Annotated in this window: 17 protein-coding genes and 2 pseudogenes; 5 read left to right on the top strand and 14 right to left on the bottom strand. The window is 57.3% G+C overall.

Annotated features, from left to right (window positions below):
- Positions 1-139 precede the first annotated feature (139 nt).
- The 3 genes from ACFPM8_RS10945 to ACFPM8_RS10935 form a co-directional block, all read right to left on the bottom strand.
- Positions 140-1,273: a porin gene (locus ACFPM8_RS10945; RefSeq protein ID WP_378997579.1), complete on the bottom strand. Its 1,134-nt coding sequence runs from the start codon at positions 1,271-1,273 to the stop codon at positions 140-142.
- Positions 1,274-1,750: 477 nt separating this feature from the next.
- A complete protein-coding gene (locus ACFPM8_RS10940; protein ID WP_378997578.1) occupies positions 1,751-2,251 on the bottom strand; it encodes a YgjP-like metallopeptidase domain-containing protein in 501 nt (166 codons plus the stop codon).
- An 83-nt stretch (positions 2,252-2,334) separates the two neighbouring features.
- Entirely contained in the window at positions 2,335-2,838 is a 504-nt protein-coding gene (locus ACFPM8_RS10935; RefSeq protein ID WP_378997577.1) for a hypothetical protein, read from the bottom strand.
- A gap of 122 nt (positions 2,839-2,960) precedes the next feature.
- Between ACFPM8_RS10935 and argA the strand changes: the two genes are divergently transcribed.
- The 3 genes from argA to ACFPM8_RS10920 all read left to right on the top strand — a co-directional run bounded on the left by argA (position 2,961) and on the right by ACFPM8_RS10920 (position 7,670).
- The gene (gene argA, locus ACFPM8_RS10930) at positions 2,961-4,271 is read left to right on the top strand and encodes an amino-acid N-acetyltransferase (RefSeq protein WP_378997576.1); all 1,311 of its coding nucleotides are present in this window, start codon (positions 2,961-2,963) and stop codon (positions 4,269-4,271) included.
- A gap of 85 nt (positions 4,272-4,356) precedes the next feature.
- Entirely contained in the window at positions 4,357-4,629 is a 273-nt protein-coding gene (locus tag ACFPM8_RS10925; RefSeq protein WP_378997575.1) for an oxidative damage protection protein, read from the top strand.
- Positions 4,630-4,907: 278 nt separating this feature from the next.
- The gene (locus ACFPM8_RS10920; protein ID WP_378997574.1) at positions 4,908-7,670 is read left to right on the top strand and encodes a M16 family metallopeptidase; all 2,763 of its coding nucleotides are present in this window, start codon (positions 4,908-4,910) and stop codon (positions 7,668-7,670) included.
- 223 nt (positions 7,671-7,893) lie between these two features.
- Here ACFPM8_RS10920 and ACFPM8_RS10915 read toward each other — a convergent pair whose 3' ends face one another.
- The 5 genes from ACFPM8_RS10915 to ACFPM8_RS10895 form a co-directional block, all read right to left on the bottom strand.
- Positions 7,894-9,288 (bottom strand): amino acid permease, encoded by a 1,395-nt coding sequence (locus tag ACFPM8_RS10915; protein ID WP_378997573.1) that lies wholly within the window; start codon positions 9,286-9,288, stop codon positions 7,894-7,896.
- A 171-nt stretch (positions 9,289-9,459) separates the two neighbouring features.
- Complete coding sequence (rpiA, locus tag ACFPM8_RS10910) at positions 9,460-10,131, bottom strand: ribose-5-phosphate isomerase RpiA (protein WP_378997709.1); 672 nt, start codon at positions 10,129-10,131, stop codon at positions 9,460-9,462.
- 103 nt (positions 10,132-10,234) lie between these two features.
- On the bottom strand, positions 10,235-12,001 hold the full coding sequence (locus ACFPM8_RS10905) for a cation:proton antiporter (protein WP_378997572.1): 1,767 nt from the start codon (positions 11,999-12,001) through the stop codon (positions 10,235-10,237).
- Between the two features lie 197 nt (positions 12,002-12,198).
- Positions 12,199-13,596 (bottom strand): MFS transporter, encoded by a 1,398-nt coding sequence (locus ACFPM8_RS10900; RefSeq protein ID WP_378997571.1) that lies wholly within the window; start codon positions 13,594-13,596, stop codon positions 12,199-12,201.
- 120 nt (positions 13,597-13,716) lie between these two features.
- Entirely contained in the window at positions 13,717-14,292 is a 576-nt protein-coding gene (locus ACFPM8_RS10895) for a PTS sugar transporter subunit IIA (RefSeq protein WP_378997570.1), read from the bottom strand.
- Positions 14,293-14,484: 192 nt separating this feature from the next.
- Here ACFPM8_RS10895 and mgtA point away from each other — a divergent pair, with 192 nt between their 5' ends.
- A complete protein-coding gene (gene mgtA, locus ACFPM8_RS10890) occupies positions 14,485-17,247 on the top strand; it encodes a magnesium-translocating P-type ATPase (protein WP_378997569.1) in 2,763 nt (920 codons plus the stop codon).
- Positions 17,248-17,269: 22 nt separating this feature from the next.
- On the opposite strand, the pseudogene ACFPM8_RS10885 reads toward mgtA, so the two are convergent.
- The 5 genes and pseudogenes from ACFPM8_RS10885 to kdpF all read right to left on the bottom strand — a co-directional run.
- Positions 17,270-17,530: pseudogene (locus tag ACFPM8_RS10885) on the bottom strand (potassium-transporting ATPase subunit C); the annotation flags it as partial.
- A 465-nt stretch (positions 17,531-17,995) separates the two neighbouring features.
- Positions 17,996-18,286 (bottom strand): annotated as a pseudogene (locus ACFPM8_RS10880) (potassium-transporting ATPase subunit C); the annotation flags it as partial.
- Between the two features lie 8 nt (positions 18,287-18,294).
- On the bottom strand, positions 18,295-20,448 hold the full coding sequence (gene kdpB, locus ACFPM8_RS10875; RefSeq protein ID WP_465263049.1) for a potassium-transporting ATPase subunit KdpB: 2,154 nt from the start codon (positions 20,446-20,448) through the stop codon (positions 18,295-18,297).
- An 18-nt stretch (positions 20,449-20,466) separates the two neighbouring features.
- The gene (kdpA, locus tag ACFPM8_RS10870; protein WP_378997568.1) at positions 20,467-22,284 is read right to left on the bottom strand and encodes a potassium-transporting ATPase subunit KdpA; all 1,818 of its coding nucleotides are present in this window, start codon (positions 22,282-22,284) and stop codon (positions 20,467-20,469) included.
- A gap of 34 nt (positions 22,285-22,318) precedes the next feature.
- On the bottom strand, positions 22,319-22,399 hold the full coding sequence (kdpF, locus tag ACFPM8_RS10865; protein ID WP_378997707.1) for a K(+)-transporting ATPase subunit F: 81 nt from the start codon (positions 22,397-22,399) through the stop codon (positions 22,319-22,321).
- A 504-nt stretch (positions 22,400-22,903) separates the two neighbouring features.
- Between kdpF and ACFPM8_RS10860 the strand changes: the two genes are divergently transcribed.
- Positions 22,904-23,635: a hypothetical protein gene (locus tag ACFPM8_RS10860; protein ID WP_378997567.1), complete on the top strand. Its 732-nt coding sequence runs from the start codon at positions 22,904-22,906 to the stop codon at positions 23,633-23,635.
- Between the two features lie 764 nt (positions 23,636-24,399).
- Here ACFPM8_RS10860 and ACFPM8_RS10855 read toward each other — a convergent pair.
- Positions 24,400-25,179 carry an SDR family NAD(P)-dependent oxidoreductase gene (locus tag ACFPM8_RS10855; protein ID WP_378997566.1) on the bottom strand — a complete coding sequence of 260 codons (780 nt, stop codon included), beginning with the start codon at positions 25,177-25,179 and terminating at the stop codon, positions 24,400-24,402.
- Positions 25,180-25,299: the final 120 nt, after the last annotated feature.

Raw genomic sequence — 25,299 nt, 5'->3', positions numbered from 1 at the left:
GGCGATGAAAAAGCGGGCCGATTCAGTCGTCTAGATTACTCTTATCGCCATCCACAAAGTACTCTCCAGCGAGCACAAAAACAAAAAAGCCCAACCTTGCGGTTGGGCTTTCTATTTTCGTTGCAACTACAAAGTCAGCTTAGAACTTGTGACGCAGACCGATACCGACGCCGTTACGGGACGAAGCAGTATTAGGACCGCCAGCGCCGAGGCTGCTGCCGGCAAACGGCATCACGCCATTCACGTCCTGGATTTCGCCGCCGCCCAGCGTGGTGCGATCGACTTCAACATAGACGTCGGTACGCTTGGACAGGTTGTAATCGGCGACTGCATACACGCTTGAGATCCGTCCCTTATCGCCAGCAGACGATACGTTCTTGATCTTGTCATACATGTAGCCGAGGGTAAAACCCATCGCCGGCGTGGCTTGATACAAGACACCGGTAGTCAGCACGCTGTCGGTACGACGCAGCGTATTGCCCGAGTTGGACGTCATGCTGGTGTTGGCCAGCGGACCGCCGCTGTTCGAAGCCGCCTTGGCAAAACCTGGATCGCGGCGCGCCTGGAACACTTGCAGATACAGGGTTGCAGGACCAACGCCCCACGCTGTACCGACGCCGCCCAATTTCATCTCGGCTGAGTTGGCATCTTTCGATTGCTGATAGACGCCGCCGAGGTTGAAGGTGCCTTGCGTGTAGTTCAAGGAACCGGCAACTGTCGAGCCGATGCTGGTTTTGCCAGCCTGTTCACCGAACGAGTATTGCAATGCCGCCGTCACCGGGCCGAAGCTCTTGGTGTATTTGGCGGTGTTGTCGAAACGAATGCCGTACAGGAAAGAAGCCCATTCGTTTTCTACGAAGTTACCGATGCCCAAAGGATCGTAGTTGCCCAGTGTTTCAAACGCCAGACCGTATTGACGGCCGACGGTGAACTCACCCAAGGTTTTGCTGCGCAGTCCGACAAATGCCTGACGACCGAAGATCTGGCCTTGTTGGTCGGTTGCACCGTTGTTACTCTGAAAACCGTTTTCCAACTGGAAAATGGCGGAGGTGCCGCCACCCAGGTCTTCGCTGCCCTTGAATCCAATACGTGAACCCTGGAACGAGCCTTCGGTCATGGCAGTCTGTTTGCCCAGAGTGCCGGTAGAAGTTACCTGGTTGTTGGTAAAGCGAATCGCTGTATCGATCACGCCGTAAATCGTGACGTTCGTTTGTGCTGAAGCAACAGTGGAAATGGTGCCCAGGACAGCGATTGCGAGTAACGTTTTTTTCATTTTGTCTCCTAATTTAATTGGAGATTGAATAGTGCAGCGCTGCGAAAATTTGAGCAAGAGGTCTCATTAAATTACTTCGTGTGACAATTATTTTTTGTCGCATTTTTGCTCGTTCTCATAGGGGAATAGCGTAAATCTATGGGCTCTCAGCGTCCGAAAAAAACAACACATTATCTGCAATTTCGAAAGGCAATTCCGGGGTGGCTATACAGCATTATTTTCGTGCCGAAACAATCTGAATGATGGGCAGAAACTATATTAAGGATAAGCAAAATAACTGCCGAAAATCAATGAAGAAATACCTGTTATTTCCTGCAGCAATCTTTTAGCGTTTTTAGCGCGCTCTATATATTTTTCAGGGCACCTTTAAAAACCGTAGCGAGCGGCTCAAGGTCGGGGCGAGAAGCACAGCTGTACGGATGTACAGCGAGCATCGCAGGCCCGAGATTGGGCCGCGTAGTAGGTTTTTAGAGGTGATTAAGACCACAAAGGATCTCCGGATGTATCCAAATGCGTCAGATACAGCCTCAAATCGAATTCATATTGATGATATTGCGGCTCCATATGCGTACACAGTTTATAAAAAGCCTTATCGTGCTCTTTCTCCCTGAGGTGCGCCAACTCGTGCACCGCGATCATCTTCAAGAATTCGATCGGCACATTTTTAAACAGGGAAGAAACGCTGATTTCATGCTTCGATTTAAGCTTGCTTCCCTGCACTCTGGAAATCGAGGTATGCAAACCCAACGCATGCTGGATCACATGCATCTTGCTATCGAAGCTGACCTTGCTGATCGGCGCGCCATTGCGCATGTAGTTATTCTTCAAGTCCTGAACGTACTGGTAAAGCGCTTTATCGGTCCTGATCTCATGCGCTGCGGCATATCTTTTTAAAAGCACATCGGCCAGTTTCTTATTTTCGACAAGTTGCTGTACCTGTTCTTTTATCTGGTCGGAATAAGCCATCAAATATTTCATTTATTGCTTTCGGTCAGCTGTCCATGCTTAATTAATTGCAAAAAAAGCCATTGAAAAAAAATAGTGAATCGCTAGCTTTTTAGCTACGAGCGGCGACTGATGATTCTGACATCCGGCGTCTCACAGCTATCGTTCACCATCTCCAGCGAAACAATCAGCCCCTTGCGCGGATCGTCCTGAAACACGATCCGGACCAGCTGTGCGGCATCGATGCCATCAAAGTCGCTGACCAGGATCTTGGTGACGATGGGCAAATCCTCCGCGCCCAAGGCATGAGCATCGCTCTCGTTCTGCATCTCGGAGGGCATGTGGTCGTTTTTATAGACGCACGGGCTGGCTTGCGCCGGATTGACGCCATTGCTCATCAAAAACGAATCGTTGACCAGAAACAGCGCGGCCGGGATCTTCGCGGTGTCGATCCGGCTGATGTCGGGACCGTCGTCATTGCCGATCACTTTGCCGCCGGCATAATATTTGGCAACGAACTGATCACCCATGCACGGCAAATGTTCGCTAGCCGCCGAGGCGTGCTGCAACAGTTTTTGCACCTCGGCGGGGTCGAATTCCACGGTAATCGTATTTATCATCGCCGGATTATCTCATTCCCTTCCGCTCCAACTATTTGCAATGACGGGAGTTGCCAGCAAAACCGCGTCCAACATAGTCAAATCCATGCAGCCGGCGGTGCGTCCTGTATATAATGTGCGGCATGGAAAATCCCACCCAATTCGTCCAATGGCTACGCTCAGTCGCCCCCTATATCCACGCCTTTCGCGGCAAGACCTTTGTCGTCGCTTTCCCGGGTGAACTGGTCACTGCCGGCGCCCTGCCGGTGCTGGCGCAGGACCTGTCGCTGCTGCATGCGCTCGGCATCAAGGTAGTCATCGTGCACGGCTCGCGGCCGCAGGTGGAAGAGCAACTGACGCTGCGCAATGTCGAGGCGCGCTTTCACAACGGCTTGCGCATTACCGACACCGCAGCGCTGGAATGCGCCAAGGAAGCGGCCGGCGAACTGCGCCTGGATATCGAAGCCGCATTCAGCCAGGGCTTGCCGAACACGCCGATGGCGCATGCCGCGATCCGCATTATTTCCGGCAACTTCGTGACGGCACGACCGCTCGGCGTGATCGACGGCGCCGACCTGCAACTGACCGGCGTGGTGCGCAAGATCGACTATGAAACGATTCATCCGATCCTCAATGCCGGCGGTTTGGTGTTGCTGTCGCCGCTGGGGTTTTCGCCGACCGGCGAAGCGTTCAACCTGACCATGGAAGATGTGGCGGTATCGGCGGCGATCGCTTTGCGCGCCGAAAAACTGATCTTCATCAGCGAAACGCCGCTGATGAAAGATGCCGGCGACGCCGAGATCCGCGAACTGTCTTCGCATCAGGCGCAAGCGGTGCTGGACAGCGGTTGCCTGCCGGCCGATTCGGCATTCTATTTGCAGCACTCGATCAAGGCTTGCAACGCCGGCGTGCCGCGCGCGCATGTGGTGCCGTTTGCGACCGACGGTTCGGCGCTGCTCGAATTGTTTACGCATGACGGCGTCGGCACCATGATTTCGTATGAAAACCTGGAAAGCCTGCGCGAAGCCACGATTGACGATGTTGGCGGCATCCTGAAACTGATCGAACCGCTGGAAGCCGACGGCACCCTGGTCAAGCGCGGCCGCGAATTGATCGAACGCGAAATCCACTACTTCTCGGTGATCGAGCATGACGGCGTGATTTTCGGCTGTGCCGCGCTGTATCCGTTCCCGGCTGAAAGAATGGCCGAAATGGCCTGCCTGACGGTCAATCCCGAAGTGCAGGCGCAAGGCGATGGCGAGCGCATCCTGAAACACATGGAAAGCCGGGCCCGGGCGGCCGGCCTGACCAAGCTGTTCGTACTGACCACTCGCACTTCGCACTGGTTCCTGCGCCGCGGCTTTGTCCACGCAACCGTCGACAACCTGCCGAAAGACCGCCAGCACATGTACAACTGGCAGCGTAAATCGCTGGTGTTGATCAAGAACCTTTAACGCTGATTGAATAACCCATTTGCCGGTTGCTGGACCACGCTCCTGCAACCGGCGAGCAAGACCCCCAAACCTTCAAGGAAAAGCCATGGCACGCATGATTCATTGCATCAAACTCGACAAAGAAGCCGAAGGTCTCGACTTCCCTCCTTATCCTGGTGAACTGGGCCAACGCATTTATCAACAGGTTTCGAAAGAAGCCTGGGCTGCATGGCTCAAGCACCAGACCATGCTGGTCAACGAAAACCGCCTGAACCTGGCCGATGTCCGCGCCCGCAAATACCTGGCGCAGCAGATGGAAAACCACTTCTTCGGCTCAGGCGCCGACGCCGCCAGCGGCTATGTGCCGCCGACTGAATAAAAAGTCCGGTCCGCACAAGATCTCTTCCACGCACCTACCGGGCAAAATACACAGCATGTTTTTTGCCCGGCAACACATCAATTTCAGGTCGTCAGTTTCAACTACATTGGTTTAAGTCGCCTCTAAAAACCGTAGCGAGCGGCCCAAGGTCGGGGCGAGAAGCGCAGCCGTACGGTGGTACGGCGAGCATCACAGCCCCGAGATTGGGCCGCGCAGTAGGTTTTTAGAGGTGACTCGCAGATTCATCCGTATTCTCACTTTCATAGATCGGAAAATTCATGCTCCCATTCCGCCAACTTTCCTGGTCCAATCGCTTGCTGTCATGCCTTCTGGCGGCCACCTGCAGCTTGGGCTTCATTGCTCCCGCCGAAGCCGCCAAGCCCACCGCCCTGCCCGCCGGAGTGACCCAGGGCCCGACCGCCGAAGGCCTTACCGAATACCAATTTGCCAATGGCTTCAAAGTGCTGTTGTTCCCCGATGCCTCGAAGCCGACCGTCACCGTCAATATGACCTACCTGGTCGGTTCGCGTTTTGAGAACTACGGCGAAACCGGCATGGCGCATTTGCTGGAACACCTGATGTTCAAGGGCACGCCCAAGCATCCGTCGATTCCCAAGGATTTCAGCCAGCGCGGCATGTCGTTCAACGGCACCACCAGCGTCGACCGCACCAATTACTTCGAGATCTTCCAGGCCGGCGACGACAACCTGAAATGGGCGATCGACATGGAAGCGGACCGCATGCTGAACTCCTTCATTGCCAGGAAAGACCTGGACAGCGAAATGACGGTGGTCCGCAATGAATACGAAGAAGGTGAAAATTCGCCGTTCAACGTCCTGGTGAAACGCCTGCAAGGGGTCGCCTATGACTGGCACAACTACGGCAAACCGACCATCGGCAACCGCAGCGATATCGAAAACGTCAAAATCGAGAACCTGCAAGCCTTTTATCGCACTTACTACCAGCCGGACAATGCGGTGCTGCTGATCGCCGGCAAATTCGAGCCGGCACAGGCGCTGGCCTGGGTCAGCCAGGCCTTTGGCAAGATGCCGAAGCCGACTCGTAAAATGCGCGACTTCTGGACCGTGGAGCCGACCCAGGATGGCGAACGCAGCGTCACGGTGCGACGCCAGGGCGATGTGCAGATTGTGGCGGTTGCGTACAAGATCCCAAGCGACTTGCACCCCGACAGCACTGCGCTGACCTATGCCGGATCGATTTTGGCCGACACCCCGAATGGACGGTTGCACAAGAGCCTGGTCGAGACCGGCAAGGCCACCGCCGTGTTCAATTATGAAATGAGCGGCTATGCGCCTGGCCTGGAAATCATCGCTGCGGTGGTCAAAAAAGGCGAGCCGATAGAACCGGTACGGCAAGCGCTGATCGACGGCGTCGAGCAATTTGCGGCGACGCCGCCGACCGCGGCAGAAATGGAAAGAGTCCGTCTCAGCAACGCCAACGGTTTTGAAAAGCTGCTGAACGATCATCAAAAGGTCGGCGTTGCAATGTCGAACTCGATTGCGCTGAGCGATTGGCGCTTGCTGTTTTTAGGACGCGACCTGCTGAATAAAACGACTTCGGCCCAGGTAGCGGCGGCAGCGGCGCACTACTTCAAACGTGACAACCGCACCGTCGGTCTGTTCCTGCCGGAAGAGCAACCGCAGCGTGCCGAGGTGCCGACGGCACCCAGCGTCGCCGAGCTGATCAAGCAATACACGCCGCAGCAGGCGATAGCCGACGGTGAGGCTTTCGATCCGTCCCAGGCCAATATCGACGCCCGTACCCAGCGCCTGACTGTCGGCGGCTTGAAACTCGCGCTGCTGCCGAAAAAGACACGCGGCGAAACCGTATCGGTCAGATTGAAGCTGCAATGGGGCGATGAAAAAAGCCTGTACGGCAAAAAAATCGCAGCCGAACTGGCCGACGCCATGCTGCTGCGCGGCAGCACCACGCTGAGCCGCGACCAGCTGGCCGACGAATTTTCAAAGCTGAAAATCAGCGGCGGCCTGTATCAATTCCAGACCACCCGCGGCAACCTGGCCGGCGCCTTGCAACTGATCGCCAACGTGCTCAAGCAACCGCGCTTTGACTCGGCCGAATTCGAACGCTTGCGCAATGAAGCCGTGGTCGGATTGGAAGCATCGCGCAACGATCCCAACACGCTGGCCGAAGAAGCCATCAACCAGCACTTCGACCAATATCCGCCGGGCCACTGGCTATCGGAGCTGACCGTAGACCAGCAAATCACCGGCATCAAGTCGGCTACGCTGACCGAGGTGCGCGCCTTTCATCATGACTTTTTCGGCGCCTCGCACGGCGAGCTGGCGATTGTCGGCGATTTCGATCCGGCCGCGATCACCAAGGTGGTCCAGGATACTTTCGGCGATTGGCAAAGCGCGGCCCCGTATCAACGCGTGATCCGTCAGAATTTCGACATCGCACCGATGCAGAAAGCGATCAACGCGCCGGAAAAGGAAAACGGCTTTTACCTGGCGCGACTGAATCTGGACATGCGGGAAGACGACGCCGACTATCCGGCATTGATGGTGGCTAACTACCTGTTTGGCGGCAGCAGCCTGAAATCGCGCCTGATGGACCGCATCCGGCAAAAGGACGGCCTGTCCTACGGCGTCGGCTCGGCGTTGGAAGTCGATGCCATCAGCCGCGCGGCCAGCTTCAACATCCAGGCCATCGCCGCACCGCAAAACCTGGAAAAGGTGGATCTGGCGGTCAAGGAAGAATTGGCGCGGGCGCTGAAAGACGGCTTCAGCGCCGACGAACTGGCACGCGCCAAATCCGGCATCCTGCAGCAAAACCAACGCTCGCGCGCGCAAGACAACGCACTGAGCGCCGGCTGGGCCAGGTTCCTCGACCTGGACCGCACTTTTGCCTGGAGCAAGCAGATGGAAGACAAGATCAGCGCATTGACGGTCGACCAGGTCAACGCCGCCTTCCGCAGCAGGATAGATCCGGCGCGTTTGAGCATCGTGATTGCGCGGGATGAAGCGAAGGCGAAAGCGAACACGGCAATGGCGAAGTAACTAAGTAGGGCGGAAAAGCGTAGCGTCTTCCGCCGTTTTAGATGCGTCAAACAAATGTGACGCATCCATCGGTGGATAACGCTACGCTCATCCACCCTACTCCCGTTATTTTGGGCTTGGTCCAAAAACACGAAGCAAAAAAAAGCAAGCCGTATGAATGGCTTGCCTTCGATCTGCTGTTCAAAGGCCGGTGCGATTGCAGCACCGGCTTTTTTTCGCTCGTTTAATCTACATGCAGCAAAGAACGCTTGCGTGCATAACCGAAATACACCGCAAACCCGATCGCCATCCAGCACAGGAAGGCAATCCAGGTCACGACCTGCAAGTGCAGCATCAGGAATACGCAGAATCCAATCGCCGCCAGCGGCACAAACGGCACGCCGGGGCAGCGGAACGCGCGCGGCAAATCGGGACGGGTTTTGCGCAGTACCAGCACTGCCACCGCGATCAGCGAAAACGCCACCAGCGTACCGATATTGATCAGTTCCGCCAGGATGTTGAGCGGCACCACGGCGGCGATCAGCGCAAACACGATACCGACCAGCCAGGTGGTGAACACCGGCGTGGCGAAACGCGGATGGATGCTGGACAGTTTTTTCGGCAGCAAGCCGTCGCGCGACATCGCGAACAGGATCCGGGTCTGGCCGTAAGTCATCACCAGGATCACGGTCGTCATGCCGATGATCGCACCCAGGTCGACAAAGCCGGCGACCCAGTTTTCTCCCGCATATTGCAGCGCCAGCGAGACTGGATGGTCGACTCCGGCGAATTTGTGATACGGCACGATGCCGGTCATGATGGCAGCCACCACCACGTACAGCAAAGCGCAAATGCCGAGCGAAGCGATGATGCCGATCGGCAGCGCGCGCGCCGGATTCTTGACCTCTTCGGCGGCCGAGGTGACCGCATCAAAGCCGATGAAAGCAAAAAACACGATGGCGGCAGCGTTGAATACGCCGTTGTAACCGAACGGCAGATAAGGCTGCCAGTTGACCGGCTGCACATGACCGGCGCCGACCGCGATAAACAGCAGCACCACCGCCACTTTGATAAACACCATGATGTTGTTGGCGCGGGCCGACTCGCGAATCCCGATCGACAACAAGGCGGTAATCACCAGCAGGATGCAGAACGCCGGCAAATTGAACCAGGTCGTCACGCCGGGCACAGCTCCCGGAGCGGCGGTCAGCACGGTCGGCAGCGTGATGCCGAAACCGGACAACAGCGATTGCATGTAACCCGACCAGCCGACCGAGACCGCCGAGGTGGCCAGGCCGTATTCCAGCATCAGGTCCCAGCCGATGATCCAGGCCACGATTTCGCCCATGGTCGCGTAGCTGTAGGTATAAATCGAACCGGACACCGGCACGGTGGAAGCGAACTCGGCATAACACAGCGCGGCAAAGCCGCAGGCCAGGGCGGCCAGGATAAACGACAGCGACAGACCCGGACCGGCCTGCACTGCGCCGGTTCCGGTCAGCACAAAAATACCGGTACCGACAATCGCGCCGACTCCCAACAAGGTTAGATCCATCGCGCCCAGCGTACGCTTGAGGCCGCTATCGGATTTACTGGAACTGATCATCAGGTCCAGGTCTTTGGTACGAAATAAACTCATAAACAGCTTTCCAACTTTCTTTTGATATATAACGCTTTAACCTTAATCGACCTTGCAATCGATTAAGGCTGTCTCAGCGCTGTTACGGGGTCTTGCAAAAAATGGGATTGAAACCTGCCGCGCGACCCAATCTCGGGTCGCTCGCTACGGTTTTTAAAGGCGACCTGCTATTTAGAAGGTCAGGGTCTTCACGCCGTCCGGGTTCCCCAGCAGGCAAACATCGGCCCCGCGCGCGGCGAACAGGCCGACCGTGACGACGCCGGTGATCTGGTTGATTTGCCGTTCCAGTTCGACCGGATCGGCAATCTTCAGGTTGACCAGGTCGATAATCACGCAACCGTTGTCGGTGATCAGCGGCTTGCCATCCTTGAAGCGCAAGTTCGGCTCGCCGCCCAGTTTGGCCAATTTGCGTGCGACCACCGCTTGCGCCATCGGAATCACTTCGACCGGCAGCGGAAATTTGCCAAGCACATTGACCAGCTTGGAGCCGTCGGCGATGCAAATGAATTTATCGGCGACCGAGGCCACGATTTTTTCGCGCGTCAGCGCTGCGCCGCCGCCCTTGATCATCGCGCCCTGCGGCGTGATTTCATCGGCGCCGTCGATATACACCGGCAGAATCGCGACCTGGTTCAGTTCGACCACGTCGATGCCGTGGCTGCGCAGGCGCGCGGCGGTTGCTTCCGACGACGCCACCGCACCTTTGATGCGGTCCTTGATTTTGGCCAGTTCGTCGATGAAGAAGTTAGCGGTGGAGCCGGTGCCGACCCCGACGTATTCGCCATCCACCACATATTTAATGGCTTCGCGGGCAACCGCTTGCTTGAGTTGGTCCTGGGTCATGGCAGTCATGGCTGTATCTTGTAAGAGAAGTAAAGACGCTATTTTAACTAATCAATTGCCACCCTTTGTCATTCAGCATGCAGAACTTCCCGGCCGGCAGCAATTATTTTTTCTCGTCGGGCGGTTGTTCCAGCGTTTCATGCAACGCAATTTGCAGCTTCGAGTGCAATTTGACCAAGCGTTGCCACAACAACAGCACCAGGCCGGCGGCGCCGATCAGCACCAGGATCAACAACTTGGTCGGCGGCAGGATGCGGCTGCTGAGGGCAGCCATCATCAACATGATGCCGATAATGGATACCACCGGGATCACTTCCGCGATCACCCGCCGCACACCGCGGCTGTGCGAACCGGCCAGTTCCGGCTTGACGCCGATTTCGGCCAGCAACATGCTGAGCGCCTGCAACTTGCGGTAGGTGGCGATCAGGAACGGCAAAGACAGCACCAGCGCCCCGCCCCACACCACGGCTTTCTGGATCTCCGGATCGGCCACCCACGACGCCATGCTGCGGCCGAGACTGTCGGCAAAATAGGCGGCGACGATGAACACCGCGGCCACCAGCGCCAGATTGACGATCACCTGCATCAGGATCTGGCGGATGATCCTGGACAGCGCGGCGCGATCGCCCTGCGGTTGCAGGCTGCCGAGCCAGCTGGAATACATGCCGAATACCGCGGACATCTTGTCCGGCATCGCGGTCGCCAGACGGGCCGACAGCGGATCGGCCAGCTTGATCAAGTAAGGCGTCAACAAGGTGGTCATGGCCGACACCGCCACCACGGTCGGATACAGGAAATCGCTGGTCACTTTCAGGCTGACCCCGAGCGCCGCGATAATGAATGAAAACTCGCCGATCTGAGCCAGCCCCATGCCGACCCGCATCGAGGTGCGGCCGTCGTGGCCCGACAAGAAAGTGCCGAGGCTGCAACTGAGCACCTTGCCGATCACCACCGCCAGCGTGATCAGCGTAATCGGCAACCAGTATTGAGCCAGGATGGCGGGATTGAACAGCAAGCCGATAGCGACGAAAAAGATGGCGCTGAACATATCGCGTATCGGTTCGATCAGGTGCTCGATCCGATACAGGTGGCGCGATTCCGCCATCACCGCACCGATGATGAAAGCGCCCAGCGCCACGCTGTAATTCAGCTTCATCACCAGCAAGCAAAACCCGAAGCACAGGCCCAGCACCGTCACCAACAGCATTTCCTTGCTGTGGAACCTGGCTACATAATCCAGCAGACGCGGCACGATCAAAATCCCCAGCACCAGCGCCACGATCATGAACAGCACCAGCTTGCCGATAGTGATCGCGGCATCGCCGGCGTCCACCGAACCGCTGGTGGCAATCCCCGACAGCAGCGCGATCATGCCGATCGCCAGCACGTCTTCGACGATCAGGATGCCGAAAATCAGCTGTGCAAAGCGCTCATGCTTCATCCCCAGCTCATCCAGCGCCTTGACGATGATGGTGGTCGAAGAGACCGCCAGCATGGCGCCGAGGAACACCGCATCCATCGTCTTCCAGCCAAAGTAGACCCCGATTTCATAACCGATCCACAGCATCAGCGTAATCTCCGCCAGCGCCGTGACAAACGCCGTGGCGCCGACCTTGCCGAGTTTTTTCAGGCTGAACTCCAGCCCCAGCGAAAACAGCAAAAAGATCACGCCCAGTTCGGCCAGAATCTGAATCGTGTGTTGGTCCGTGATCAGCGAGAACGGCGGCGTATGCGGTCCGATGATGGCGCCGGCGACGATATAACCCAGTACCACCGGCTGCTTGAAACGATGGAATATCAAGGTCACGACACCGGCGACCAACATGATCACGGCCAGATCCTGGATGAACAATTCGACGGCTTGATGCATGGACGGGCTTTCCTTTTGAAAACAGCGGGACGATGGAAGACAAGCAAGCAGCGACTACAGGGCGCGCGAAGCGGGACAACGGCGAAATGAATAATAGGCAGCTGGCAGGATAAAGACAGCGCTGCCGTTAGAAAATTCGATTAATTATAATCTGCTATCAGAATTTCTCGTTTAATAGCTGGATGAATAGTGCGTGACTATGCGGGGTTGTGCCCGGTCAGCATGGCGCCCGCATTTGAAGGCAGGCGGCGGGTAACAGGAATCGAGGCCATCGAAAACAGCCCGATGACAACAAAGGCCGGCCAGAAATCGCCGGCGACGATGGTCGAGTGCCCCTGCAAATGACTCGAAAAATGCACCGCCAGGCCGCCGATGGTGACCCCCAGGCCGAGCGAAATCTGCTGCACCACGCTGGCCAGGCTGGTCGCGCGGCTGACATCGGCATCGCCCAGGTCGGCATATGCCATCGTATTGAGGCAAGTGAATTGCATAGACGGGAAAAAGCCGCCCAACAACACCACCGCCATCATCACCAGATAAGGCGTGCTCGGCGTGAACAAGCCATACGAGGCCAGCGCCAGCCCGGCCAGCACCGCATTCCAGATCAATACCGAACGGAAACCGAAGCGCCGCAGGACCTGCGTGCCGATCGCTTTCATGAAAATCGCACCGAAGGCGGAAGCGCAGGTAATGGTGCCGGCGTGAAAGGCGCTCATGCCGAGGCCGAGCTGCAACGACAGCGGCAATAAAAATGGTACCGCTCCCAGACCGATCCGGAACAACGAGCCACCCAGCACGCTGGCGCGAAAAGTCGGAATCCGCAGCAAGCGCAAATCCAGCAAAGGAGAAGGTTCGCGCCGGGCGTGCCGCAAATAGGCATATAAAGTAAGCGCCCCGATGACGCACATGCCGAATGCCAGCTGCGACGCCAGCAACTCGCCGTCGATCAGCGACAAACCCAGCATCAGCAGCGTGCTGCCGACGGCGGACAAGACGAAGCCCTTGGTGTCGAGCGGCTGCATCTGCTCGGCGCGCCAGTTCTCGATATAACGGCCCGCCAGATACATGCCGAGAATACTGATCGGCACATTAATCAGGAAAATCCAGCGCCAATGAAAATAGGTCGTGATGAAGCCGCCCAGCGGCGGCCCGAGCACCGGTCCCAGTTGCGAAGGGATGGTCAGAAAACTGATGGCCTTGACCAGTTCGGTCCGCTGCACCGAACGAAAAATCACGATCCGTCCCACCGGCACCATCATCGCGCCGCCTATGCCCTGCAAGAAACGGGCAGCGACAAAAGCCGCCAGCGAACTGGATACCGCGCACAACAGCGACCCCGTCATGAAGACCGCGATCGCCGTCCGAAACACCGTGCGCGCGCCAAACCGATCCGCCGCCCAGCCGCTGATCGGAATGAACACGCCGAGCCCGACCACATACGCGGTCAACGCCAGTTTCAGTATCAACGGTTCCTGCCCGAGATCGTGCGCCAGCACCGGCAACGAGGTCGCGATCACCGTCGCGTCCATGTTTTCCATGAACAGCGCACAAGCAACGATAAGCGGAATAAGAAGGGTACGTGGCACTGCTGACAATCGTGAGAGAAATAAAAAACAGACGCAAGCAGCTTTGCGTCTGTCGAGCCGTCAGTTTACACCGATTTGAGCAAATCGGCAGGCGTGCGAAAGCTGTCGCGACAAGTCTTAAAACTCTCATCAATGCGCATGTGACCGCCGCCATCGCACAAAAAGCTGCCACACGGCGTACGGGTCATGCGCAGTACAAAGTTGTTCGCGAAAGCTGGCATCGCACAAAACACCGGCGATCTCGGCCAGCAGCTGCAGATATTCCTGCGATCCTTTGCCCGGCACCAGAAGCACCAATAGGTCAGACACCGGCAGTCCATCCGGCGCATCAAATCCAATAGGCATCCTGAGCCGCACGAATGCCATCATCGGCGCGCGCAATCCGCTGATTTGCGCATGCGGAAGCGCCACGCCGCACCCCAAGCCGGTCGAATCCAGTTGTTCTCTCGCCCGCAAACCCTCGTAGACCTGTGAATAACCGATCCGATGTTCACGCTCAAACACGGCCGCAACCTGTGCAAATGCCTGGGTCTTGTCGAATGCGGCAACGTCCAGCCGAATATTTTCAGGAAAAAGAAATTTCGCGAACGGGCTCATCAGAAAATCCGGTTGCAGTAATTTGGCGACGCGCATTGCATTTATCTTCCAGCTTGGAGAAGGGCCGATATTTATCAATCGTGGTCGAAAAACAATACGCGTTTTCATATAAAAATTTCGTAATTTTTTCCAGGTGCGCGCTCACCGCGACGCAATGCCCGGCACAACAGGGCATCAGAAAATCGCCAATCTTTACGATTTTTTTACAAGCAAATGTGTAATCTGGCGCGGATTTTTTAAGAATTCCTCTTCACCGGCAACGACCCGGCATTCACGTCGTCGATGCAAAAAACACGTTAGATGAACATTTCAATGCTTCAGCAAGCTTTCAGCACATTCGTCCGAACCCGCGGTCTGGAACGTCATTTTCAACGCCTCGCCTGGTTCGACATCGGCAAACGCAGCGATACAGACAACGGCTTGACATCGACGCTGACCAAAAACCTGGTTGCCGCGTCGAATACCACGCCGGAGCTGCTGCTTCCATCGCTGGGCACGCATGCCGACGGCTTGACCGAGGCGCAGGCGGCCAGGATTCGCGATCAGGTCGGCCCTAATGAAATCGGGCAAGCGCGCACCCTGCGCTGGTGGATGCATCTGTGGCATTGCTACAAAAATCCTTTCAGCCTGCTGCTCACCGTGCTGGCGACGATCTCCTACTGCACCGATGATGCCAAAGGCGCAATTGTCATCGGCTCCATGGTGGCGCTCGGTACGCTGATCAGGTTCATGCAGGAGACCCGCTCCAACAAGGCGGCAGAAAAACTCAAATCGATGGTCAGCAATACCGCTACGGTGCTGCGGCGCAGCGCCACGCAAGACGGATTGGGGACAAGCCGCGAAGACTGCCATTTCCCGGAAGCGCATCATCCGCGCAACAGAATCGAAATCCCGATCAAGCTGCTGGTGCCTGGCGACGTCATCGCGCTGTCCGCAGGCGATATGATCCCGGCCGATGTACGCCTGCTATCGGCCAAGCATTTGTTTGTCAGCCAGGCCGCGATGAGCGGCGAATCGCTGCCGGTCGAGAAATTCGCGCAGCAGACGAGCGGCGCCGCATCCAACCCGCTGGACCTGGACAATCTCTGCTTCATGGGCACCAACGTGATCAGCGGCGCGGCCACGGCAGTCATCGTCAATACCGGCAAGAACACCTATTTCGGCATGTTGGCCGAACGCGTGTTAAAGACCGACCGCTCGCCCACCGCTTTCCAGCGCGGAGTCAATGAAGTCAGCTGGCTATTGATTCGCTTCATGCTGGTGATGGTGCCTATCGTGTTGCTGATCAATGGCTTCACCAAGCACGACTGGTGGAGCGCGTCACTGTTCGCGCTCTCGATCGCAGTGGGACTGACGCCGGAAATGCTGTTGATGATCGTCACGGCAACGCTGGCCAAGGGCGCCATCCATCTGTCGCGCAAAAAGGTCATCGTCAAACGGCTCGATGCGATTCAAAACTTCGGCGCCATGAACGTACTGTGCACCGACAAGACCGGCACCCTGACCCAAGACAAAATTTTCCTGGAACGGCATACCGATATCTTCGGCGCGGCGTCGGACAAGGTGCTCGAATACGCCTACCTGAACAGCTACCACCAGACCGGATTGAAGAACCTGCTGGACGTCGCGGTACTGGAACACGTCGAACTGCAAAGCAAATTGAATGTCGCCGGACATTTTCGCAAAATCGACGAAATACCCTTTGATTTCCACCGGCGCCGGATGTCGGTCATCGTGGCCGAGCGTGAAGATCATCATCTGCTGATCTGCAAGGGCGCTGTCGACGAAATACTGTCGGTATGCAGCAAGGTGCATGAGAACGGTACAACTTCCGCGCTGACACCCGACTTGCTAGCGCGCATCCGCAGGGTCACCAGCGCGCTCAATGAAGAAGGATTGCGGGTGGTTGCTGTCGCCGTCCGCGAACGGGCCCCTGACAAGGAAAGTTACGACGTCGAGGACGAGGCGGAGCTGACTTTGCTCGGCTACATCGCGTTTCTCGACCCGCCGAAAGAATCCACGGCACCCGCCATCAACGCACTGCAAAGGCACGGCGTTCGGGTCAAGGTTTTGACCGGCGACAACGACAAGGTGACAGCCAAAGTCTGCCGCGAAGTCGGTCTGGCCTGCGACGCCATATTGCTCGGCGCCGAGGTCGAGGCAATGTCCGATCCCGAATTGGCGCTGGCGGTCGAACGCTACGACGTGTTTGCCAAACTCACTCCATTGCACAAGGAAAGGATAGTCAGGGCGCTGCGGCAAGGCGAGCATATCGTCGGCTTCCTCGGCGACGGCATCAACGACGCAGCTGCATTGCGTGCGGCGGATATCGGCATCTCGGTCGATTCGGCTGTCGATATCGCCAAGGAGGCAGCGGATATCATTCTGCTGGAGAAAAGCCTGCTGGTGCTGGAACAAGGCGTGATGGAAGGACGAAAAACATTCGCCAACATGCTCAAGTACACAAAGATGTCGGCCAGTTCCAATTTCGGCAATGTTTTCTCGGTATTGCTAGCCAGCGTGTTCCTGCCCTTTCTGCCGATGTTGCCGTTGCAATTGCTGGTGCAAAATCTGCTTTATGACTTTTCGCAAGTGGCGATCCCTCTGGATAACGTCGATACCGATTTGCTGGCAAAACCGCAGCGCTGGAATTCCGGACAAATCGGACGCTTCATGATTTTCTTCGGGCCGATGAGTTCGGTGTTCGATATCGCGACCTTCGCGCTGATGTGGTATGTCTTCCGCGCCAATACTCCCGCTACCCAAACGCTGTTCCAATCCGGCTGGTTTGTCGAAGGGCTGTTGACGCAAACGCTGATCGTGCACATGATCCGGACCCGCAAAATTCCGTTTCTGCAAAGCCGCGCCTCCTGGCCGCTGCTGATCACCACGGCGACGATCATGGCGATTGGCGTTTTCCTGCCTATGGGGCCGTTCGCGGAATATTTCAAACTGCAAGCTTTGCCGCTGAGTTATTTCGGCTGGCTGGCCGCGATCTTATTGGGTTACATGCTGCTGACGCAGGCGATGAAAACTTTTTACGCGCGTCGCTACGGTTGGTAACGATCCATTAAGAAACTGTCGCTTACGCAGGCGCTCCATAGCGCCTGCGCAGTTCAAGATTGACTTCCAGCACATTGACCAATGGCTCACCCGCCAGCCCGTGCAACGGCGCGCGCGCTTTCTGCTGCAGCAGATCTCTGATTTCCTTAGCCACTAGCGCCGGTTCGCGTTTTGTATCCTTGGCCCATGCGGCGGCAACCCGCTCCAGTTGATATTCCGCGTTCGCCAGTGTGATATCGGGATCGAGGCCGGAGCCCGAGGCTGTCACCATATCTCCCGGCACGTCCTGTAACTCTGCGTTCGGATGTTCCTGCCGCCACATATCGAAAAAGATGGATTGAATATCAGTGCCGTCCTGCACCGGCTCGATAGCGCTGACCGGCTGGCCGTTCGCGTCCGGATGCATGGCGGCCGATGGGAACCGGCCGGGATGTTCGGCAGAGAACGATTCAAAGAAAGGGATCGCAAGATCCGCCGCCTTCGGCTGCGGCGTTGCCGGGTTGGCCTTGATCCATGCGGTCACGGCCTGCGGATGGTGCTGCGCCCATGCATCGACATATTTCGCATGCGCCGGGTCGGCATTGACCCAAGCCTGCGCCAGCCCGTTATGCGCATCCGCCCATTGAGCGACCAAGTGCGGCTGCCCCATATACCGGTCGGCCTGGAACCAGCTCTCGACATCAGGCGCCGCCGGTTTCCCCTGCTTTGGGCCGCTGCGATATTTGACGATGGGACCGAGCATCCGCGCCACCCGATCGCGCAGCAAATAATTGGAGGCCGCCAGCGATGAAGAGCCGGATGCCGAGGCATCGTACGAAACGGCAGAGGGCCGCGGCTGGAAGTATTCGTCTTTCGTAAATGGCTGCCCGACCAGCAGCGAACCGACCGGCCTGCCGTCCGGACCGGCGACGATGCTGCCATTCGCCTGGAACGGGAAAACCGTCTGGCCGACGACCCACAGGATGCCAGGATAAATGCCGCAGACCAGGACTACGGTCAGTGCCAGCAGCAACAGGCTTTTCGATAGAGTGCGCAACATGACTTCTCCTATGCAGCCAGATGCAGGGCAACCATCAACAAGTCGATCAGCTTGATGCCGATAAACGGAATGATGACGCCGCCCAGTCCCCAGATCAGCAGATTGCGGCGCAACAGCGCGTCGGCGCCCAATGGCCGGTACTTCACGCCTTTGAGCGCAACCGGGATCAGCAGCGGAATGATGACGGCGTTGAAAATCACCGCGGACAGGATCGCCGAAGTCGGCGAGTGCAACTGCATCACGTCCATCACCTTGAGCCACGGCAGCGTGCCGGCAAACAGCGCCGGCACGATCGCGAAATACTTGGCCACATCGTTCGCAATCGAAAATGTCGTCAACGCCCCGCGCGTCATCAGCAGTTGCTTGCCGATCTCGACCACCTCGATCAGCTTGGTCGGGTCGCTGTCGAGGTCGACCATATTACCGGCCTCTTTCGCGGCCTGGGTGCCCGAGTTCATCGCCAGGCCGACATCGGCTTGCGCCAGCGCCGGCGCGTCGTTGGTGCCGTCGCCCATCATCGCCACCAGCTTGCCTTCGGCCTGCTCCTTCCTCAAGTAAGTCAGTTTCGCTTCGGGAGTGGCTTCGGCAATGAACTCGTCAACGCCCGCCTGGTGCGCAATCGTAGCTGCCGTCAGCGCGTTATCGCCGGTCACCATGACGGTGTGCAGACCCATCCGCCGCAAGCGCTGGATGCGCTCGTGGATACCGGTCTTTAGCACGTCCTGCAGCAGCACCACGCCGGCGAATTGCTTGTTTTCGGACACCACCAGCGGTGTCGCGCCCTTGATCCCGGCGTCGATCACCAGTTGGCGCAGTTCATGCGGCACGGTGCCGCCCAGATTTTCCACATATCTCATCATCGAATCTGGCGCGCCCTTGCGAATCGACCGACCATCCAGCATATCGATGCCGCTCATGCGAGTCTGCGCGGTAAAGGGGATAAACCGGGCCTCGGCCGGAGCCGCAATGGCTGCTTCGTTGGCGCCGTGCGCCAGCACCACGGCGACAATGCTTTTGCCTTCCGGAGTCTGATCGGCTGCGGATGCCAATGCCGCCAAGCGGCCCAGGTCGGACTCGCTATATTCGCCTATGGGAAAGAACCCGGTGGCGCGCCGATTACCCATGGTGATGGTGCCGGTCTTGTCGAGCACCACCGTATCGACGTCGCCTGCCACCTCGACCGCCTTGCCGCTCTTGGCGATGATGTTGGCGCGCAACGCCCGATCCATGCCGGCGATGCCGATTGCCGCCAGCAGCGCACCGATGGTGGTCGGGATCAGGCACACCAGCAGCGCCACCAGTGTCGGAATATCGGTGCCGAGACTCTTCAGCGGCTCGGACAGGCCTAGATAGCTCGCCATATATTGCTCGGCATTGGACGCCATCGCCCACAGCGGCACCACCACGATCAGGAAGATCAGCGTGAACGCCGACAACACCAGCGTCAGCGCGATTTCATTGGGAGTGCGTTGTCGCACTGCGCCCTCAACCAAGGCGATCATACGGTCGAGAAAGGTTTCGCCGGCGTTGGCGGTAATGCGCACGATGATCTCATCGGACAACACGGTGGTGCCGCCGGTGACGCCGGAACGGTCGCCGCCGGCTTCCCGGATCACCGGCGCAGATTCGCCGGTGATGGCCGACTCGTCGACCGAAGCGACACCCCGCTCCACTTCGCCATCGCTGGGAATCACCTGGCCGGCTTTCACCACCACCAGATTGCCCGGCGCCAGTGTGATCGACGACACCTGTTTTACCTGGCCATCGCGCAGCAGGTAGGCGATCGTGTTGCGCCGGGTGCGACGCAAAAAATCAGCTTGCGCCTTGCCGCGTTCTTCCGCGATGGCGGTGGCGAAGTTGGCGAACAACACCGTCAGGAACAACCAGAAATCCAACGCGATGAAGTAAGTGATCGGGATCTGGCTTGGTGATGCGCCGAACGCCATCTGCAGCACGAAAACCAAGGTCAGCACGGCGCCGATCTCGACCACGAACATCACCGGATTTTTCCACTGCACATCCGGCCGCAACGCAACGAATGCGTGTTTAAGGGCGGCACGCGCCATCCGCCATTCGAACAGGCCGGGGCGCGCGCCATTCCCGACCGGAGGCGGCTCTTGCGGCACAACATCCGGCGTCTTCAAAACACTGGCTGATTCCATTTTTGCGAACTCCTTTGGCTAACCGCCGAACGGAATTGGGCCGAGATGTTCAGCCAACGGCCCCAACGCCGCCACCGGCAAGAACAGCAGCGCACCGATGATCGCGATGGTACCGAGCAGCAGCAGGCCAAACGTCAAAGTATTGTCCCGCATCGTGCCCAGCGTCTCTGGCGTTCTCTTCTTGCGGCCGAGATTCGCGGCCATCGCAATCGGCGCCACGATAGGCAGATAGCGGCTGAACATCATCACCAGGCCGGTCGAGGTGTCCCATTGCACGGCCGTCGGCGATGGGGTCGGATTGTTGTTAAAACCGTAGGTTGTACCGAGCCCGTCGAAGGCCGAGCCGTTGTTGGCGGAGGCCGATGAAAACTGGTATGTGATCTGCGTAAAGCCGTGGGCTCCCGGATTGCTCTCGGCCTTGGTGCCCCAATCGCTGGCGGCGAACAGTCCGGTAGGCCCGAGAATGAAAATCGGATGCACCAGCAGCGCGACCATCGCCAGTTTCATTTCTCGCGCACCGACTTTCCGACCCAGGTATTCCGGCGTGCGGCCCACCATTTGGCCCGCCAGGAAGATGCCGATGATCAGGAACAGCAGCAGATTGATCATCCCCACGCCTTTGCCGCCGAACACGCAGTTGATCCACATGCCGATCAGCGGCGACAAGGCGGCCATGGGATTGAGGCTGTCGTGCTCGGCGTTGACGGCGCCGCAGGTGACGTCGGTCGTGATGGCGGCAAAGGTCGCGCCGGCCGATGTCCCGAAGCGCAATTCCTTGCCTTCCAGATTGCCCAGGTGCTGTTCGACCGGCAAAGCCGCCACCGGCGGTATCGTGATGACCTGCTTGCCGCCGGGCGCGCCCGGGCTCGGTATGTCATAGCTGCGGCTAACGGCGTGTGCGGTCAGCCCCGGATTCGGCTGCAGCGTATCCCAATAAATCGCCCATCCGATCAAGCCGATCATCATCGTCAGCATCACGCTGAAGATCACCACCGCATGCCGCAATCGTTTCAGCATCCGGCCGTACATCAGCACCAGCGCAAACGGAAACAACATCATGTCGAGCGTCGTAACGAAGTTGGTCACCGCGGTCGGATTTTCCAGCGGATGGGCCGAGTTCATGCCGTAAAACCCGCCGCCGTTGGTACCCAGCATCTTGATCGGGATCACCGCGGCGACCGGGCCAACGATGATCGTCTGCGGTTTGGCCAGCCCTTTGTCGGTGCTGCCCATCGCCGCCGGCTCCAAGGTCGTCACCTGATGCGCGCTTTGATACGTCATCGGCATGCCCTGCTGGATGAACAGCACCCCTGACAGCAACGCAGCAGGAACGAACATATAAACCACCACGCGCCACATATCGACAAAAAAATTGCCTACGGTACTATCCCCGCGCAAGGCGCGAATGATCGCCGCCAGCGCGCACAGTCCGACCGCCGCCGACAGGAACATATTGGTGATAACGAAAAACAGCTGGCTGTAATTTGAAAAATGCTGGTCGCCGGAATAGTGCTGAAGATTGGTATTGGTCATGAACGACACCACCGTGTTGAAGATGGTCGATGGCGCCAGCATTCCCCTGCCCAGCGGGTTCAGCGGCATGATCGGCTGCAGCGACAGCACCACAAAACCAAAAACGAACAGCGCGGCGTTGAACACCAGCAGCGCGATCACATATTGCTTCCAGTCCTGCGCTCCGCTGTCGAGAGCTTGCTCAAACCAGTGCAACAGACGCGGCGCACGATATTGGCCGTCCATGATCCACGCCATGTAGCGACTCAACGGGATCGCCATCGCGATGGCGGTCAGCAGCAACAGCAAAGGCAGAATCCACATGAGCATTTCCCCTCAATCAAGCCATTGGTCTCGTCTAGAACCAGTCCGGCCGGATCAGTGCCGCAAATAGGTAGACGAAAACAAGCGCCGATATCACCGCTGCAAGCCAGGCCATGATGGTCTCCTTAAATGTTTTCGCAGGCGCTCACGAACGCCAGGCAAAGTCCCAGGCCGAGCAAGCCTAATACGAACATTGCCGGCAGCCAGATTGCGAGAGTCATGGCATTTCTCCTTCGCATACATGCTCGAACGAGCAATTAAGTTGTAGTACAGCGCATGTAAAAATGATGTAAATAACGATGTGAAGAACGTAATTTTTATGTAAATCTTCGCCGAAGGAAGTTGGACTTCCCGATATCTGCCAGCTCGATCCCGCAACATTGGAAGAGAAAGAAATCGGCCGCGTCATCCGATAAATGACTATGCAATGAAGTAGGTCACGGATGCCCGGCAATGCCCGATTTTTATTTTTTATTTATAGAGCGCGTCAGACTTTTTACGACATCTTTATGTCGATAACGCTAAATTGAATTCGTCAAATGGACGTCGCTGGCGACGCTGCTGAATGGGTGTCTGCCGCGCGCTGCATCGTTGACATGTTTAATGCATCGGAGGATCCATGATCATCACGATTTTCAGCGAGGACGACAACGCCAAGAGGTCAATGCTTGCGGTCAACCTGGCGGCACTGCGTGCACTTGATCATCACAAGGTACTTCTGATTGATGCGACTGCGCCGGAATATTCGCTGAACTGGAGCACGCAGTTCAATGCTGCCGGCGTCAAGTCAAGGTTTGTCGTGCACGGCACGGAAAACCTGGAGTCGGAACTGGAAAGTCCGGACTCGTACTATCGCACCCACTATCGAGAAATTATTATCGATGCCGATGGCATCGATGCCCGGAGTACCGACTCGGCGTTGCTCGCAACCGATGTGTTAGTCGTTCCCATCCGGTCTGGCCAAAACGATGTACGCAACCGGGAAAACCTGGTCCAGCGCATCGAAACCTCACGGTTGTTTAATTCGGCACTGCGGGTATTGGTGGTCGAGGTTCAAGCCATCAGCGCTTTTGGCGATGCTGCGACACAAGCATTCAATAGCGCTAAAGTTTTTGCCCAAAAAGTCCTGACGGCGACGCTCGCCAAGACCGTCATTCACGAGTGGATCGACGACCGTCGCAGCTTTGAGCAAGGGCTTTCCGTGTTTGAAAGCGAACCCGGCAACCAACATGCCGCTGCAGAAATCAAGGACCTTTACCAAGAGATATCCAGAATCAGGGACTTGCCGGTGGAAGCCGCCGCGAACAACCTGGCCATCATGCATGCGATTCAAAGACGGATACACGAATAAGTTTCAGCTTGCGCCTGTCCCACGCACGCGTGCCCGGAAAATTTGCGCGGTCAAGCACCACCACAAAAAAATCCTTACAGATCAATGACATGGATAGAACCCAGCCTGCTTATCCACAAGGCTGTTCACAGATTCTGTGGGTAACTCGGACCTAAGCACAGCGCTTCTACGCCCTGGACTGATTTTGCGCGCCCAGCTACCAGCACCAAAAAATCCTTACAGATCAATGACATGCATGGAATCAAGCCTGCTTATCCACAAGCCTGTTCACAGATTCTGTGGGTAACTCGGGCAGAATGCCGACGTATCCACTCCGTAGTTCGTGCCCGGACAATTTGCGCGTCCAGGTACCACCACCAAAAAATCTTTACAAATCAAAGATATGAATAAAACTTAGCCCGGTTATCCACAAGGCTGTTCACAGTTTCTGTGGGTAACTCGGGCAGAGCACCGGAGCATCCGCTCTGCCCCCGGACACTCCAGTCTGGACAATTTGCACGTCAGGCAGCACTACCAAAAAATCCTTACAGATCAAGGACATGAGTAGAACTCAGACCGGTTATCCACAAGGCTGTTCACAGTTTCTGTGGGTAACTCGGGCAGAGTGCCGACGTATCTACCCCGTAGTCCGGTTCCGGGCGATTTGCACTCCCAGCTACCACCATCAAAAAAACCTTACGGATCAAAGACATGGATAGAAGCCAGCGAGGTTATCCACAGGCCTGTTCACAGATTCTGTGGGTAACTCGAACTGGCCGGATTGATCATGCGGCCGTATACCCGCCGTCGGCAACCAGTGCATGCCCCGAGATATAAGAAGAATCGTCGGACGCCAGGAAGGCGACGATTTTCGCCATTTCCTCCGCGCTGGCAACCCGTCCGGCCGGCGTGGCCCGGGCGAACTCATGCAGCGCCTCGTCCGATGGCCAGACGCCTCGATGCTGCATCGGCGTGTCGATAATTCCAGGACACAGCGCATTGACCCGGACCCCTTGGCGGAACCATTCGAGCGAAGCGGTTTTGGTCATGCCGACCACCGCGTGCTTGGTGGCGATATACAGCGCCCCGTTCTGGAAGCCGACCACGCCACCCATCGACGCATTGTTAATGATGGTGCCGCTGCCCTGCGCCAGCATCACCTTGGCTTCGTATTTCATCGCATTGAACACGCCGCGCACGTTCGGCTCGAACACCAGATCGTAGCTGTGGTTGTCTTGCTCGACCAGCGGCCCGAATATCCCTTCGGCGCCAGCGTTATTGAACGCGATATCGAGCCGGCCGTATGCAGCCACCGCGGCATCGACCGCACGCACCATATCCTCTTCCTTGGTGACATCGGCGGTGACGGCAATCGCCTCCAGGCCTTGCCCGCGCAACTCCTGCACCAGTTGTTCGAGTTCCGCCGCACGGCGCGCCGTCACTACCACCTTGGCGCCGCGTTGCGCCAATTCGATGGCCGAAGCGCGGCCGATGCCGGAACTGGCGCCGGTCACCAGGGCGATCTTGTTTGCAAGCGGATTGGAAAAATTGTTTTGCTTAGTCATACATCCTCCGTTTAATGAGCTGGTGGGGCTCCACCAACGGAAAGAATTTTGCCTGCCCCAACAGCGCAAGAAAATGGAATAATCAGGATTTTAAAATTCCAATTCCTGGAACAATCCAGC

This window comes from Paraherbaspirillum soli, from assembly GCF_042654985.1.
Taxonomy (GTDB): Bacteria; Pseudomonadota; Gammaproteobacteria; order Burkholderiales; family Burkholderiaceae_D; genus Paraherbaspirillum; species Paraherbaspirillum soli.
Note: the sequence above shows the minus strand (reverse complement) of the source record. Positions and strands in the feature narration are given on the sequence as shown.